Here is a 16,796-nt window from a genome sequence, read left to right as displayed (position 1 = left end):
CGTCATGAACGTATTCTCCTCCGTCAATACCCAGGAGAAGGTCGCAACCGAGACTGCGGACCAGCTGTGGTACAAGGACGCGATCATTTACCAGCTGCATGTCAAGGCATTTGCCGACAGCAACAATGACGGCATCGGCGACTTCGCGGGGCTGACGGAGAAACTCGGCTATCTGCAGGAGCTCGGCGTCACCGCGCTGTGGCTGTTGCCGTTCTATCCCTCGCCCGGCCGCGACGACGGCTACGACATCGGCGACTATGGCGACATCAATCCCGATTTCGGGACGATGAAGGACTTCAAGCGCTTCATCCAGGAGGCCAAGAAGCGCGGCCTGCGCGTCATCACCGAGCTGGTCGTCAACCACACCTCGGACCAGCATGCGTGGTTCAAGCGCGCTCGCCGCAGCCCGCCGAATTCGAGCGCGCGCAGCTGGTACGTCTGGAGCGACACCGACCAGAAATACCTCGATACAAGGATCATCTTTACCGATACGGAGAAGTCGAACTGGACCTGGGATCCGGAGGCCGGCCAGTTCTACTGGCACCGCTTCTTCTCGCACCAGCCGGACCTGAATTTCGACAATCCGCGCGTGGTGCGCGCCATCGTGCAGGTGATGAAGCGCTGGCTCGACACCGGCGTCGACGGTTTCCGGCTCGACGCCATTCCCTATCTGTGCGAGCGCGACGGCACCAACAACGAGAACCTGCCGGAGACGCATGCCATCATCAAGCGGCTGCGCCAGGAGCTCGACGCCTACGCCAAGGGCAAGATCCTGCTGGCCGAAGCCAATCAATGGCCGGAGGACGTGCAGGAATATTTCGGCCATGGCGACGAATGCCACATGGCCTATCACTTCCCGCTGATGCCGCGCATCTACATGGCGATCGCCCAGGAAGACCGCTTTCCGATCACCGACATCCTGCGGCAGACGCCCGACATTCCCGCCGCTGCGCAGTGGGCGCTGTTCCTGCGCAATCACGACGAGCTGACGCTGGAAATGGTCACCGACGTCGAGCGCGACTATCTGTGGTCGACGTACGCCAACGATCCGCGCGCCCGCATCAATGTCGGCATCCGCCGCCGCCTTGCGCCGCTGATGGACAACGACCGGCGCAAGATCGAGCTGATGAACTCACTGCTGCTGTCGTTCCCGGGCACGCCGATCATCTATTACGGCGACGAGATCGGCATGGGCGACAACATCTATCTCGGCGACCGCAACGGCGTGCGGACGCCAATGCAGTGGTCGCCGGACCGCAACGGCGGCTTCTCGCGCGCCGACCCGGCGCGGCTCTACGCGCCGATGATCATGGACCCGGTCTACGGCTATGAATCCGTCAATGTCGAGGCGCAGTCACGCAGCCTGTCGTCGCTGCTGTCGGCGACCAAGCGGCTGATCGCGGTACGCAAGTCGACGCTTGCCTTCGGGCGCGGCACCATGACCTTCATCCGCCCGGAGAACCGCTCGGTGCTGGCCTATGTGCGCCAGTACCAGGGTGAGGCGATCCTGTGCATCGCCAATCTGTCGCGGTCGGCGCAGGCCACCGAGCTCGACCTCTCCGCCTTCAAGGACCGCATTCCGCTCGAGATGCTCGGCCGCACGCGCTTCCCGGCTATCGGCGAGCTGCCCTACATGATCACGCTCGCGCCGTACGGCTTCTACTGGTTCCAGCTGCAGGAGCGCGACAAGTCCGAGCCGGTGACGCCGCGCGCGGTGCCGGAATTCGAGACGCTGGTGGTGCCGCTGAATTCGACCTGGATGTCACTGGCGCGCACCCGCGGCGTGTTCGAGCACGACGTGCTGCCCGGTCATCTCGCCCGCACGCGCTGGTATCCGGAACGATCGGCGAGCGCGATCCAGCCGGTGCTGGTCTCCGCGATCCCGTTCTGCGACATCGGCGACAACCGGCCGTGGCTCGCCTTCTTCGAGACCACGCAGCGCGGCACCACCAGCCGCTACGTGCTGCCGATGCAGATCGAGTGGGTGCGCTTCGACCGCGAGCGCTACAACCCGCGCGCCTTCGCCGCGATACGCCAGGGCGCGCGCGAGGGCACGCTGCTCGACGTTGCCACCGACCAGATCTTCACCGGCTTGTTCCTGCGCAACCTGCGGGAAAACCTCACGGTCGACGAAGGCGAGCAAGGCCTCAAGCTCGAATTCCGGCCGACCAGCCGCTTCTCCGACCGGCCGGTGCGGCAGCCCGAGCGTATCCGGGTGTTCGAGAACGACCAGCCGCATTCGACCGCGCTGGTCGACAACGAATATGTCACCAAGATCTATCGCAAGCTCGAGGTCGGCATCAATCCGGAGATCGAGATGGGCCGCTTCCTCACCGAGGTGGTCAACTTTCCGAACACCCCTGCCTTGCTCGGCACCGCCGAGCTGATCGAGTGCGACAAGCGCAGCGCCATCGCCGTCCTGCATGCGATGGTCGTCAACCAGGGCGACCTCTGGACCATCGCAGGCGCACACCTCGACCGCCTGGTCGAACGGCAGCGCCTGCTGACGGTGAGCGAGCACCCCGTGGAGAACGGCGACCAGGCGACCTTTCTGCGCCACATGTCGCATAGCGGAAAGCGGCTGGCCGAGCTGCATCTGGCGCTCGCCAGCAACCGCGACCTGCCGGACTTCGCGCCCGAGCCGACCAAGCCCGACGACCTGCAGCGCTGGGCCGACGAGATCATGGCGCGGGCCGAGCGCGTGTTCGATACGCTGAAGCAGCGGCGCGGCTCGCTGAGAGAGGCCGACCGGCTGCTGGCCGATCAGTTGCAGGCCCAGCACGACACGCTGCCGGAGCGGCTCAAGGCGCTGCTCCCGCGCGAAACCGACGGGTTCAATATCCGCCATCACGGCGACCTGCATCTCGGTCAGTTGCTGGTGGTCAAGGACGACGTCTTCATCATCGATTTCGACGGCGGACCGGGCCGCACCATCGCCGAGCGGCGGCGCAAGGCACCGCCGGCGCGCGACGTCGCCGGCCTGATCCGTTCGATCGACTATGCGGCGACCGCCGCGCTGGAACGCACGCTCAAGGTCTCCCCCGACGAGAGCGGCCGGCTGAGCCTCGCCTTGGCCGAATGGCGCGACCAGGCCGCGGATACCCTGCTGGCGGCCTATCGCGAGACGGTGGCCGGCCAGCGGCTGTGGCCCGCCGACGCCAAGACGGCCGACCGCCTGCTCAGTTTTTTCCTGCTTGAGAAAGCCTTCTATGAGATCGAGTATGAGCTGGCCAACCGGCCGGATTGGCTGCGGGTGCCGCTCACCGGCCTGCTGAGGATCCTGGCGCAACAGCCGCATGAGGTTGCATGAGCAAACTGCCCGCCGAGGCCTATGCCATCATCGAGGGCCGCCACTCCGACCCCTTCCACTATCTCGGGCTTCACCCAGAGGGGGACCGCAACGTCGTGCGCGCCTTCCTGCCCGATGCCAGCAATGTCGAGGCGATCGGCGAGCATGGCGAGACCGCACAGCTGGCGCGAATCCATGACGCCGGCCTGTTCGCAGGCCCCCTGCCGAACGGCTCGACGCGCTACCAGCTCCGCGCCCGTTTCGGCGACAACGTCGTCGAGCTGGAGGATGCCTACCGCTTTCCGCCGATCCTGAGCGATTTCGATCTCTATCTGCTCGGCGAAGGCACGCATCAGCGCGTCTACGACACGCTCGGCGCGCATCCGATGACGCTCGACGGCGTCGACGGCATCGGCTTCGTGGTGCTGGCGCCGAATGCGCGCCGGGTCAGCGTGGTCGGCGACTTCAATTTCTGGGACGGACGGCGGCATCCGATGCGCGTGCGCGGCCCGGGCTACTGGGAACTGTTCATCCCGCGTGCAAGGGTCGGCGACCACTACAAGTTCGAGATCATCGGGCGCAACGGCCAGCATCTGCCGCTGAAGTCCGATCCCCTGGCGTTCGCCGCCGAGGTGCGCCCGAAGACCGCCTCGATCGTGATCGACGAGCGCAAGATCCCGCATCCGCGCCCGGCGCCGGATCGCGTCAACGCGCTGAGCTCGCCGATGTCGATCTACGAGGTCCATCTCGGATCGTGGCGGCGCAAGGGGCGCAACGAGTGGCTGACCTATCGCGAGATGGCGGAGCAGCTGCCGGCCTATGCCAGCGACATGGGCTTTACCCATGTCGAATTCCTGCCGATATCAGAGCATCCGTTCGACGGCTCCTGGGGCTACCAGCCGACGGGCATGTTCGCGCCGACCAGCCGCTTCGGCTCGCCGGACGATTTCGCCGCGCTGATCGACGCCTGCCACGGCGCAGGGCTCGCCGTGCTGCTCGACTGGGTGCCCGGGCATTTCCCCGATGATCCGCACGGGCTCGGCAATTTCGACGGCACCGCGCTCTACGAGCACGCCAATCCGCTGCAGGGCCGTCACCTCGACTGGGGCACGCTGATCTACAATTACGGGCGCACCGAGATCACCAACTTCCTGGTGTCGAACGCACTGTTCTGGCTCGATCGCTACGGCATCGACGGGCTGCGCGTCGATGCCGTCGCCTCCATGCTCTATCTCGACTACAGCCGTCCCGCCGGTGGCTGGATTCCGAACAAATATGGCGGCCGGGAGAACATCGAGGCGATCGACTTCCTGCGCCGCTTCAACACCGAATTGTTCGCGCATTTTCCGCAGGCGACGACGGCGGCGGAAGAATCCACCGCATGGCCGCAGGTGTCGCGTCCCGTCGAGTATGGCGGGCTCGGCTTCGGCTACAAGTGGAACATGGGCTGGATGCACGACACGCTGAAATATATCGGCAAGGATCCCATCCACCGCAAATACCATCACGGCGACATCCTGTTCGGCCTGCACTACGCCTTCTCGGAGAATTTCATCCTGCCGCTGTCCCACGACGAGGTGGTGCACGGCAAGCGCTCGATCCTCGGCCGCATGCCCGGCGACGACTGGCAGCGCTTTGCCAATTTGCGCGCCTATTACAGCTTCATGTTCGGCCACCCCGGCAAGAAGCTGATGTTCATGGGCTGCGAGTTCGGCCAGGAACGCGAGTGGAATCACGACTACTCGATCGATTGGCATCTGCTGCAACAGCCGAGGCACAGCGGCATCCAGAACCTGGTCCGCGACCTCAACCGGCTCTATCGCGCGCTGCCGGCGCTGCACGAGCTCGACTGCGACCAGGCCGGCTTCGAATGGGTCATCACCGACGATGCCAACAACAACGTGTTTGCCTGGATCCGCAAGGGCAATGCCGAGCGCGCACGCTGCCTCGTGATCGCGAACTTCTCACCCAACGTCTACCGCGACTATCGCGTCCCGGTGCCGTTCGCGGGCAAGTGGCACGAGGTGTTCAACTCGGATTCCGCGCATTACGGCGGCACCAATGTCGGCAATGTCGGCGAGGTGCTAGCATCGGAGGACGCCACGCCCGAACTGAGTTTGACCATTCCGCCGCTGGCTGCGATCTTCCTCGTACCGGAAAGCTGATTGATGCGACTGACCGGGGGTACGTCCGCACGGCTCGGTGCAAGCTGGGACGGCAGAGGCACCAATTTTGCGCTGTTCTCGGCGAATGCGGAGAAGGTGGAGCTGTGCCTGTTCGACGGCCAGGGCCGCCGCGAGCTCGAGCGGATCGAGATGCCGGAGCGCACCGAAGACGTCTGGCACTGCTATCTCAACGACGTCTCGCCGGGCCAGCTCTACGGCTATCGCGTCTACGGGCCCTACGCGCCGGAGCGCGGCCATCGCTTCAACGCCAACAAGCTGCTGCTCGACCCCTACGCCAAGCGGCTCGCCGGCCGGCTGGTATGGAGCGATGCGCATTTCGCCTACCGCACCGGCAGCGCGCGCGAGGACCTTTCGTTCGACCGGCGCGACAATGCCCGCGGCATGCCGAAGGCGGTCGTGGTCGACGAGACCTTCAACTGGGGCCGCCGCGAGATCCGGCCGCATATCCCCTGGGAAGACACCATCATCTACGAGGCCCACGTCAAGGGCCTGACGCAGAAGCGCGAGGACGTGCCGCCGAACCTGCGCGGCACCTATGGCGGCCTGTCGTCGCCTGCGATGATCGATCACCTCAAGCGGCTCGGCGTCACCACCATCGAGCTGTTGCCGATCCACGGCCTGATCGACGACCGTATCCTGGTCGAGAAGAAGCTGGCGAACTACTGGGGCTACAACACCATCGCCTTCTTCGCGCCGGAGGCGCGCTACGCCCAGGACAATGCGCTCGATTCCTTCCGCACCACGGTGGCGCGGCTGCACGATGCCGGCATCGAGGTGTTGCTCGACGTCGTCTATAACCACACCGCCGAGGGCAACCATATGGGCCCGACGCTGTGCTTCCGCGGCATCGACAATGCCTCCTATTACTGGCTGAACCGCGAGAACCCGCGCTTCTACGACGACTTCACCGGCTGCGGCAGCTCGGTCAACCTCACCCATCCGCGCGTGCTGCAGATGGTGATGGATTCGCTGCGCTACTGGGTCGAGGTCTGCCATGTCGACGGCTTCCGCTTCGATCTCGCCACCACCCTGGCGCGCGGGCCGAACGGGTTCGATCGCAACCACCCCTTCCTCACCGCGATCCGCCAGGACCCGGTGCTGGCGACCGCCAAGATGGTCGCCGAGCCCTGGGACCTCGGTCTCGGCGGCTACCAGGTCGGTGCGTTTCCATCGCAATGGTCGGAATGGAATGACCGCTATCGCAGCGCGATGCGGCGCTACTGGAGCGGCGAAGGCAGCCTGATCGGCGACATCTCGGGCCGCATGACCGCGTCGTCGGATTTGTTTCACCACGACAACCGCGCGACCCGCGCCAGCGTCAACCACATCACGGTGCATGACGGTTTCACGCTCGCCGATCTCTTCAGCTACAACGAGAAGCACAACGAGGCCAACGGCGAGGACAATCGCGACGGCTCCAACGACAATCACAGCAACAATTGCGGCCATGAGGGCCCGACCGACGATCCTGCCATCATCGCGCTGCGCCGCCAGCTGCGGAAGAATGCGCTGGCCTGCCTGCTGCTCGCACAGGGCACGCCGCTGATCCTCGCCGGCGACGAGGTCGCGAACACGCAAGGTGGCAACAACAACGCCTATTGCCAGGACAACGAGACCGGCTGGATCGGCTGGGAGAACCTCGGCACGGACGACGACGCCATCGATTTCATCAGCCACCTCACCGCACTGCGCCAGCGCTTCGGCCAAATCCGCTGCCAGCGCTGGCTCGACGGCCGCCGCACCGACGGCAGCTACGGCGTGCTCTGGCTGACGCCCGCGGCCGAAGAGATGAAGGAATCCGACTGGAAATTCCCCGAGAGCCGTTTCCTCGCCTATGTGCTGGGGCCGATGGAACCAGGACAGGCGCCGATCTTTATCGTGCTCAATGCCGCACCGCAGGAGATCGTGTTCAGGATGCCGAGGATGGCGGAATACAGGAGCTGGCGGCAGGTCTTGAACACGACCAAGGCTGAGCAAACGGCTGAGCAATTCGCATCCGGCGCCGATACCAGGGCACCGCCGCGCTCGGTGCTGGCATTTGCAGGCTCCACATGAACAGACAACATTTCGGCGCCGAGCTGACACCTGACGGCACGCGCTTCCGGCTCTGGGCGCCGGCGGCCAAGCGCGTCGACCTCCTGCTCGACAACCCGCATCCGCTCACGCGCGATGCAGCCGGCTGGTACGTCGCCGAGGTCCCGGGCGCGCGCGCCGGCACGCGTTACAAATTCCGCGTCGATGACGAAGTCGATGTGCCGGATCCCGCCTCCGCATTCCAGCCGGACGACGTGTTCGGCCCGAGCGATGTGGTCGACCACGCCGCCTTCAAGTGGCGCGCGACGGACTGGCGCGGACGCCCCTGGCATGAGGCCGTCGTCCTCGAGGCCCATGTCGGCACCTTCACCCGAGAGGGCACCTATCGCGCCATGATCGACAAGCTCGATCATCTCGTGGCGACCGGCATCACCGCGCTCGAGCTGATGCCGCTGGCGGATTTCGCCGGGAAGCGCAACTGGGGCTATGACGGCGTGCTGTGGTACGCGCCCGACAGCGCCTACGGCCGGCCCGAGGACCTCAAGACCCTGATCGACGAAGCGCATCTGCGCGGGCTGATGGTGATGCTCGACGTGGTCTATAACCATTTCGGCCCCGAGGGGAATTATCTCGGCCGCTATGCGCCGTCCTTCTTCAGTGACGCGCACACCCCGTGGGGCAGCGCTATCGATTATCGTGTGCCCGAGGTGCGCGCGTTTGCGATCGGCAGCGTGGTGAGCTGGCTGCGCGACTATCGCTTCGACGGGCTGCGGTTCGATGCGGTCAACACCATCGTCGAAGCAGGCGAAGTCTCCGTGCTCCATGACTTCAGCAATGCCGCCGGCAAGCTCGCCACCGAGACCGGCCGCTATATCAACCTCGTGCTCGAAAACGGCGACAACATTGCAAGCCTGCTCGATGCCGCCGAGGATCCGCCGCACGGCAAATTCCGCGGCCAATGGAACGACGACTATCATCACGCCTGGCACGTGCTGCTGACCGGTGAGACGCAGGGCTATTATGGCGACTACCGGGCGCCGAAGCAGGACCTCGCACGCGCGCTGTCGTCCGGCTACATCTACCAGGGCGAAGTCTCGGAGTTCTGGGGCGGCAAGGCCCGCGGCGAGCCGAGCGGCATACTGTCGCCGACCTGCTTCATCAACTTCCTGCAGAACCACGACCAGATCGGCAACCGGCCGCTCGGCGATCGTCTCGTCAGCATTGCCCGGCCGGAGGCGGTCGCGGCGGCGCTGGCGGTGACGCTGATCGCGCCGACCACGCCGATGCTGTTCATGGGCGAGGAATGGGGCGCGACGACGCCCTTCCCGTTCTTCTGCGATTTCAAGGGCGAGCTCGCCAATGCCGTCCGCGCCGGACGACGCAAGGAGTTCGCCTGGGCCTATGCCAAATATGGCGACGACATTCCCGACCCGCTCGCCGACGAAACGGTGCGGTCGGCCGTGCTCGACTGGGCGGCGCTCGGCCATGATCCGGCGCGCGCGCGGCTTGCGCTGGTGCGCGACCTGCTCGCCGTTCGCCGGCAGGAGATCATGCCCCGGCTCAAAGGGTGCCGTTTCGGCGATGCCATCGTGGCTGGCGACCTGTTGACGGCGCATTGGCAGATGGGCGACGGCAGCACGCTGCGGCTGACAGCCAATTTGTCCGCTCGCGACATCCCCGATGGACCGGAGCCGAAGGGAACTGCGATCTGGGGCGGCGCGTTGTCGAGCGACCTCCCCGGCTGGGCGGTGCGCTGGCACATCGGATAGCACAATGCCTCCGGCGATCCCGATCGCGACCTACCGTCTGCAACTCACTGCCGATTTCGACTTCGATGCCGCCGCCGGCGTGGCGCCGTATCTGAAGGCGCTCGGCATCAGCCATGTCTATGCGTCGCCCTTCATGAAGGCGCGCAAGGGCTCGACCCACGGCTATGACGTCGTCGACCACACCAAATTCAATCCGGAGCTCGGCGGCGAGGAGGGCTTTGCGCGGCTGAGCGACGCATTGAAGCGCCATGATCTCGGCCTGATCCTGGATTTCGTGCCGAACCATGTCGGCGTTCACTTCGCCGACAATCCGTGGTGGCTCGATGTGCTGGAATGGGGACCGGCGTCGCCGCACGCGGTCTCCTTCGACATCGACTGGGACCAGCTGCCCTATCGCGCGCGCGGCGGCGTGCTGTTGCCGATCCTCGGCTCGTCCTATGGCCAGGCGCTGGAGCGCGGCGACATCGAGCTGCGCTATGACGCGAACGAGGGCAGCTTCTCGGCCTGGTATTTCGAGCACCGCCTGCCGATCGCGCCGGAGCGCTATGGCGAGGTGCTGCGCACCATCGTCCGCGAGGCCGCGGCCGAAGACAGCCCGACCGGACGCGCGATGCTCGAGCTCGCCGCGCAATACCGGGCGCTGCGTCGCCCCAACCGCGTCGAAGCGCCGGCGCTGAAGGCGGCGATCAAGGCGATCGAGGGCGGCGCCGACGTCATCGCACGCGGCCTCGATGCCTATCGCGCCGGCGAGGACCGCCCGACCCAGACGCTGGCCCTGCATCATTTGCTGGAACGCCAGCACTACAAGCTCGGCCACTGGCGGCTGGCGTCCAGCGACATCAACTATCGCCGCTTCTTCGACGTCAACACGCTGGCCGGCCTCAGGGTCGAGGACGCCGCGACCTTCGAGGCGAGCCACAGCCTCGTGAAGCGGCTGATCGCCGAAGACCGGCTGCAGGGCCTGCGGCTCGACCATATCGACGGCCTGCGCGATCCCGCGCAGTACTTCCAGCGGCTGCGCCGCCTGATCCGCTCCGCGCAGGGCGCGAAGGCCAGGCCGTTCTACATGGTGATCGAGAAGATCCTCGGCGAGGACGAGAAGCTGCCGAAATTCAGCGGCGTTCACGGCACCACCGGGTATGAATGGATGAACACGATCAGCCAGGCACTGGTCGACGGTCGCGGCCTCGATCCGCTGAACGAGATCTGGCGCCAGATCAGCAACCAGTCGCCGAACCTGACGCCAGTGTTGCGCGAGGCCAAGCAACGCGTGCTGGAGACGCTACTCACCAGCGAATTCACCGTGCTGGCGCGGCTGCTTGCGCGCATTGCCAGCGGACACTACTCGACCCGCGACTTCTCCGGCGACAGTCTGCGGCAGGCGCTCGAGCTCTATGTGCTGCACTTTCCGGTCTATCGGACCTATCTGACCGCCTCCGGTCCCGCCGCGCATGACCGCACGCTGATCAGCGAGACCATCGAGCGCGCTCGCGCCGACTGGTTCGCCGCCGACGAAGGCATCTTCGATTTCCTGCGCGATGCCTTGACCATGGACCTTTTGCAGCCCGGCCGGCCGCCGCATGGCGCGCCGCGGGTGCGACGCTTCGCGCTGAAGGTGCAGCAATTCACCGGGCCGATGATGGCGAAGTCGCTGGAGGATACCGCCTTCTATCGCTATCACCGACTGCTGGCGCTCAACGAGGTTGGCGGCGATCCGGCGGCGAGCGCGATCGCGCCCGAGACCTTCCACGCCATGATGCAGGCCCGCGCCCGCGAATGGCCGCACGGCATGACGGCGACCGCGACCCACGACACCAAGCGCGGCGAGGACGCCCGCGCCCGCATCATGGCGCTTGCGGAAATCCCCGGCGAATGGACCAGCGCGGTGGCGCGCTGGAAGGTCCTGAATGCGCCGCATCTGGTGCTCGACGGCGAGATGCGCGCGCCATCGGCGACGTTCGAATACATGCTGTATCAGGCCCTGCTCGGCGCCTGGGATCCCGATGATGCGTCGCTCGCCGCCCGCATCCAGGCCTACGCGCTGAAGGCGGCGCGCGAGGGCAAGCAGGAAACCAGCTGGCTCAATCCGCACCAGCCTTACGAGGCCGGCGTGAAAGCCTTCATCGAGCGAATCCTCGATCGCAAGACTTCGCCGGAATTCCTCGATGCGCTGGGGACGCTGGCGCAACGGACCGCGTTGATCGGCGCGCTGAATTCGCTCAGCCAGATCACGCTGAAGGCAACCATGCCGGGCGTGCCGGATTTCTACCAGGGCACCGAAAGCTGGGATCTTTCGCTGGTCGACCCGGACAACCGCCGCCCGGTCGACTTTGCCGAACGGACAGGAATGCTCGCCGCACTGGAGACGCCGGATTGGGATGCGCTGGCGCAAGACTGGCGCGACGGCCGCCTCAAATTCGCATGGACGCGGCATCTGCTCCGGCTCCGCAACGAGATGGCCGATGTGTTCACCAGCGGCGACTACATGCCGCTCGCGGTCAGCGGCCCGCACCGCGATCACGTCATTGCCTTCGCGCGGCGCCATGGCCGCGAGGCGGCCATCGTTGCGGTGGCAAGGTCATTCGCCCCGTTCACGCAGGGCGGCCGCAGCTGGCCGCGCCCCGAGGCTTTTGAAGGTGAAATCGACGCGGCTGGATATGCGCTCAGGGATGGCGCAACCCGGATTCAGCTCCCGGAACTGTTCGGCAATCTGCCGGTTGCCGTGCTCAAGACAAAGGTCGCGGGGACGAAACGCACCGCAAGGCCGGCCCGCTCGCACGCCTGACGTCCTGCGTCAGCGCTTGGTCAGCAGCAATTTCCCGCGCTTCTGGATCGCCACCTGCGCGACCTCGGCGAACCGTTGCAGCAGCCACGGCAGCGTCACCTCGACGCGCACATGGGCATCCTCGACATCGACATGCCCGGCCGCGACCTGCCCCAGCGCCCGGACACGAAAGCTCATCCGGTTGTCGTCCCAGCGCTCCTCGTCGACGCTTATGACCGGCAGGTTCGCCGTCGCGCGCGACAGGCCCGTTTTCAAGCGGCGCATCGCCTCGTCGCGGCCGAGGCTATGGGGTATCGAAACGATCAGCGGCGCCGACATTGCGATGCACTCCTCCGTGGGTTTGGTTGATGTAGTTCTGTTCCAAGGCAAACGGAAGAACCACACAGGTTTATCACAGCGCCAACTCCGGAACCTTCACAGTTACGGGTTGTTTTCCTTCCCGAAGGGCAGAAACGAGACGGGCCCGCGGGGCTGAGGAGACGCTAGATGTCAATTGGAACGATCATTCTCATCATTCTGGTCATTGCGCTGCTTGGCGGCTTCAGCGGCATCGGCGGCGGACCGTTTTACGGCACCGGCTATTACGGCGGCGGCGGGCTCGGCCTGGTCGTCGTGATTCTGCTGATCCTGCTCCTGATGGGACGACTGTAGCCCTTGGTAGCGTTGCGTCCTGCCGATATCGACGACCAGCATCACCCGCGAAAGCGGGTGGTGCTTCGTTGGACGGCGCTTACTTGGCCGCGAGCTTCTTCATCGCCGACTTGATCGACGACGCCGCATCCTCGTAGCCATCCCAGGCCTTCGTCTTCGCGAGCAAGGCCGGCACGGTGCGCAGCGTGAATTTCTTCGGATCGAGATCACCGCGCAGCTGCGGCCAGGTCAGCGGCATCGACACTGTCGCCCCCGGACGCGCCCGCGGCGACAACACCGCGACCGCCGTCGACATCCTGTCGTTGCGCAAATAGTCGAGGAAGATCTTTCCCGTGCGCTTGGCCTTGGACATGTTGATCAGATAGCGCTCGGGATCGTCCTGCGCCATCCACTGGCAGACCGCCTGCGCGAACCCCTTGGCCTCCTTCCACGTCACCTTGTCCCTGCTGCCTGCGAGCAGCGGTGTGACGACGTGCAGACCTTTGCCGCCGGTGGTCTTGCAGAAGCTTTCGAGGCCGACCGCGGTCAGCCGTTGCCGCATGTCCTTGGCGGCGTCGATCACGTCGGTGAATGCAACATCGGGCGCGGGATCGAGATCGAACACCAGCCGGCCCGGCGTGTCATAGGCATCGGGCGCGCAATTCCAGGGATGCAGCTCGAGACCGCCGAGCTGCGCGACTGCTGCCAGGCCCTCGATCTGGTCGATCTGCAAATAGGGTTTACGGTCGCCCGAGACCTTCGCAAGCTTGAGCAGTTTTGATGTGCCGGCCATCGCATGACGCTGGAAGAAGGTCTCGCCCTTGATGCCGTCGGGCGCACGCACGATCGAGCACGGCCGGCCCTTGAGATAGGAGATCATCCATTCGCCGACCGCCTCGAAATAGTTCGCGAGGTCGAGCTTGGTCACCGGCTCGCCATCGCCCGCATCGGGCCACAGCGCCTTGTCCGGGTGCGAGATGACGACACCCATCACCTCGCTGGACGCCTTCCCGGTGCCCTTCTTCGCCACGCCCTTGGCCATCGGCTTCACCACTTTGGTTACAACCGGCCGCTCGGCCTCGACCTCGTGCGCCGGCTTGTCCTGGCGCAGGCCCTTGAAGGCGGCCTGGCGGATATTGCCGGCGTCGGTCCAGCCGGCGAACTCGATCTCGGCGACCAGCTCCGGCTTGAGCCAGTGCACGTCGCGGGTCTTCTTCGGCGCGTCCTTGCCGCCGAACGGACTCTTGTCCGCCTCCGCCGCCTTCAGTGCCGGCATGATGCGGCGGACCGTGTCCTGGCCGAAGCCGGTGCCGACGATGCCGACAAACGCCAGATGATCGCCGCGATAGACGCCCGCCATCAGCGAGCGAAATTTGCCATTGGTGGTCTTCCAGCCGCCGAGCACCACCTCATGGCCGGCGCGGATTTTTGCCTTGGTCCAGTCGTCGGAGCGACTGGAACGGTAGGCGCCGTCGAGCCGTTTGGAGACGATGCCTTCGAGGCCGAGCTTGCGCGCGGATTCCAGCACCGCCTCGCCGCGCTGCTCGAAATGTTCGACATAGCGGATCAGAGGGTTCTTGCCCTTGCGCGCCGCGAGCAATTGCTTCAGCCGCGTCTTGCGCTCGGCGAGCGGCAGCGGGCGCAGGTCCTCGGTGCCGGCGAACAGCAGGTCGAACGCGTAGAAGATCAGCCGATCCGTCTTGCCGTCGGAGAGCGCGGCCTGCAGCGTCGAAAAATGCGGCGTGCCGTTCTTGTCGAGCGCGACGATCTCGCCATCGATCAGCGCGTCGGGCAGCTTCTCCGCCTCCTTCACGATCGCGCCGAACTTGGCGGTCCAGTCGAGCCCCTTGCGCGTCTTCAGCACGGCCTCGCCGTCTTCGACGCGGAGCTGCACGCGGTAACCGTCGAACTTGATCTCGTGGCACCAGCCCGTGCCATTGGGTGGAGACTCCACCGCGGCGCAGAGCTGCGGCGCGACGAAATCGGGCATCTCCGATACCTGCTTCGGTTTCGCCTGCCGCGTCACTTTCAGCCGCTCCTTGGGCGCCGGCGCCTTGGTCCTGGCGCGCGCGTCCGCAGCCATGCCGTGGTTGGACTGCCAGACCGCGTCCGCCTTGGCCTTGCCGTTGCCCTTGGCCAGCATGAACGGCTTCGGCGCCCGGCCCTTGCCGGCCGCGATCTGCGCCATCGAGCGTCCGGAGGCGACCGAACGGTCTTCGTCGAGGATCTCCTCGCCGTTGCCGTCAACGGCATATTCGTCGCGGTGCTTGATCAGGAGCCAGTTGGTGCGCTTGCCGCCAAAGCGGTCGCCCTTCATCCGCACCAGCACCCAGCTGCCGTGCAGCTTGTCGCCCTCAAGCGTGAACTTCAGGTCGCCCTTCTTGAAGCCGCGCTCGGGATCGTCCGATTCCCAAGTGCCGCGATCCCACAGCTGCACCGTGCCGCCGCCGTACTGGCCTTCGGGAATGGTGCCTTCGAAATCGCCATAGTCGAGCGGATGATCCTCGACCTCCACCGCCAGCCGCTTGTCATGCGGATCGAGCGAGGGCCCGCGCGTCACCGCCCAGGACTTGAAGACGCCATCGAATTCGAGCCGCAGATCGTAATGCAACCGCGTCGCGTCGTGCTTCTGGATGACGAAGCGCCGCTGCTTGCTGGGTGCGACCTTGACGTCGCCCGACGGCTCGCTGGTCTTCTCGAAGTCGCGCTTCTTGCGATAGGTGGACAGGTTTCTCAGCGACACAACAAACCTCGGCAAACCCTTGGCGCAAACGACGGCCGCCGCCTCCGTGCGGCCATCAGGAACCAAAACCCACGGTATCCGTTCAAGTTCCAAACTCAAGCTGTTTGGAGGCGATCATGGCCGCTCCCCGCGCCTACTGGAAAGGCACGCTCAAGCTCTCGCTGGTGTCATGCCCGGTGGCGCTCTACCCGGCCTCGACCGCGGTCGAGAAGACCCGCTTCCACATGATCAACCGGGAGACCGGCAACCGGCTGAAGCAGCAGATGGTCGATACCGAGACCGGCGACGTTGTCGAGGGCGATCAGAAGGGCCGCGGCTACGAGGTCAGCAAGGGCAAATATGTCGAGATCGAGAAGGACGAGCTCGAAGCGGTGCAGATCGAGAGCAACCATACCATCGACATCGACAGCTTCGTGCCCGAGGGCGAGATCGACAAGCGCTATCTCGACCACCCCTACTACATCAGGCCCGACGGCAAGGCCGGCGTCGACGCGTTCGCGGTGATCCGCGACGCCATGAAGGATCAGGACCGCGTCGCGCTGGCGCGGATCGTGCTGACCAACCGCGAGCATGTGATCGCGATCGAGCCGCTCGACAAGGGCATGCTCGGCACCACCTTGCGTTACCCCTACGAGCTGCGCGACGCCGACGATTATTTCGACGACATCAGGAGCCCGAAGGTCACGAAGGACATGATCGAGCTCGCCGGCCATATCCTCGACAGCAAGGCCGCGCATTTCGATCCGTCGAAATTCAAGGACGAGTACGAGACCGCGCTGAAGGCCCTGGTCCGCCGCAAGGCGGCCGGCAAGCCGATCAAGGCCGCCGAGCGCGAGGAGAAGCCAAGCAACGTCGTGAGCCTGATGGACGCGCTGCAGCAGAGCCTGAAAGGCGGCAAGAGCGGCGCAAGGCGCTCGCGCTCCACCGCGCGCCGCCCGACCCCGCATCGCCGCGCCGCCAAGAAGGCGCACCGGTCAAGCGCGCGGCGACGCAAGGCGGGATGAGATCTCTCGTCCTTGCGAGCGCAGCGAAGCAATCCATCTCTCCACATACGCGGAGGGATGGATTGCTTCGTCGCTACGCTCCTCGCAATGACGGATGGATGCAACTCGTCCGCTACTTCTTCTTCGAGCTCTTCCGCTTCTTGGCAGTCTTGCGCTTCTTCGCCGTCTTCTTCTTTGACGACTTCTTCGGCACTTTCCTGCCCTTGGCGCGTGCCTCGGACAAGCCGATCGCGATCGCCTGCTTGCGGCTCTTCACCTTCTTCTTGGAGCGGCCGCTGCGCAGCGTGCCGGCCTTGCGTTTCTTCATCGCGCGCTCTACATCGCCCGATGCCTTCCGCGAATATTTCCTTGCCATG

The 16,796-nt window shown here is 65.4% G+C and carries 10 protein-coding genes; 7 read left to right on the top strand and 3 right to left on the bottom strand.

Features of this window, described 5'->3' with window-relative positions:
* The first annotated feature begins 4 nt into the window (after positions 1–4).
* Genes treS through treY form a run of 5 tightly spaced genes read left to right on the top strand, consistent with a single transcriptional unit; the run spans position 5 to position 12,063 of the window.
* Entirely contained in the window at positions 5–3,310 is a 3,306-nt protein-coding gene (treS, locus tag J2R76_RS38005; RefSeq protein WP_253625771.1) for a maltose alpha-D-glucosyltransferase, read from the top strand.
* Positions 3,307–5,454 carry a 1,4-alpha-glucan branching protein GlgB gene (gene glgB, locus J2R76_RS38000; RefSeq protein ID WP_253625770.1) on the top strand — a complete coding sequence of 716 codons (2,148 nt, stop codon included), beginning with the start codon at positions 3,307–3,309 and terminating at the stop codon, positions 5,452–5,454. The genes treS and glgB overlap by 4 nt, the downstream gene beginning before the upstream one ends.
* Positions 5,455–5,457: 3 nt before the next feature.
* Positions 5,458–7,530, top strand: a complete 2,073-nt coding sequence (gene glgX, locus J2R76_RS37995; RefSeq protein ID WP_057014880.1) for a glycogen debranching protein GlgX — start codon at positions 5,458–5,460, stop codon at positions 7,528–7,530.
* Entirely contained in the window at positions 7,527–9,278 is a 1,752-nt protein-coding gene (gene treZ, locus J2R76_RS37990; RefSeq protein WP_253625769.1) for a malto-oligosyltrehalose trehalohydrolase, read from the top strand. The genes glgX and treZ overlap by 4 nt, the downstream gene beginning before the upstream one ends.
* 4 nt (positions 9,279–9,282) lie before the next feature.
* Positions 9,283–12,063 carry a malto-oligosyltrehalose synthase gene (treY, locus tag J2R76_RS37985; protein WP_057014878.1) on the top strand — a complete coding sequence of 927 codons (2,781 nt, stop codon included), beginning with the start codon at positions 9,283–9,285 and terminating at the stop codon, positions 12,061–12,063.
* Between the two features lie 9 nt (positions 12,064–12,072).
* On the opposite strand, the gene J2R76_RS37980 is transcribed toward treY, so the two are convergent.
* A complete protein-coding gene (locus J2R76_RS37980; RefSeq protein WP_038382949.1) occupies positions 12,073–12,381 on the bottom strand; it encodes a polyhydroxyalkanoic acid system family protein in 309 nt (102 codons plus the stop codon).
* 168 nt (positions 12,382–12,549) lie between these two features.
* Between J2R76_RS37980 and J2R76_RS37975 the strand changes: the two genes are divergently transcribed.
* Positions 12,550–12,714 (top strand): DUF3309 family protein, encoded by a 165-nt coding sequence (locus J2R76_RS37975; protein WP_076823921.1) that lies wholly within the window; start codon positions 12,550–12,552, stop codon positions 12,712–12,714.
* A 79-nt stretch (positions 12,715–12,793) separates the two neighbouring features.
* On the opposite strand, the gene ligD is transcribed toward J2R76_RS37975, so the two are convergent.
* Positions 12,794–15,436 carry a DNA ligase D gene (ligD, locus tag J2R76_RS37970; protein ID WP_253625768.1) on the bottom strand — a complete coding sequence of 881 codons (2,643 nt, stop codon included), beginning with the start codon at positions 15,434–15,436 and terminating at the stop codon, positions 12,794–12,796.
* Between the two features lie 116 nt (positions 15,437–15,552).
* Between ligD and J2R76_RS37965 the strand changes: the two genes are divergently transcribed.
* On the top strand, positions 15,553–16,440 hold the full coding sequence (locus tag J2R76_RS37965; protein WP_057015087.1) for a Ku protein: 888 nt from the start codon (positions 15,553–15,555) through the stop codon (positions 16,438–16,440).
* A gap of 112 nt (positions 16,441–16,552) precedes the next feature.
* On the opposite strand, the gene J2R76_RS37960 is transcribed toward J2R76_RS37965, so the two are convergent.
* The gene (locus J2R76_RS37960; protein WP_225161094.1) at positions 16,553–16,795 is read right to left on the bottom strand and encodes a DUF6496 domain-containing protein; all 243 of its coding nucleotides are present in this window, start codon (positions 16,793–16,795) and stop codon (positions 16,553–16,555) included.
* Between the last annotated feature and the right edge of the window lies 1 nt (position 16,796).

Origin of the sequence: Bradyrhizobium sp. USDA 4532, from assembly GCF_024171315.1 — a bacterium.
Classification (GTDB): domain Bacteria; phylum Pseudomonadota; class Alphaproteobacteria; order Rhizobiales; family Xanthobacteraceae; genus Bradyrhizobium; species Bradyrhizobium australafricanum.
Note: the sequence above shows the minus strand (reverse complement) of the source record. Positions and strands in the feature narration are given on the sequence as shown.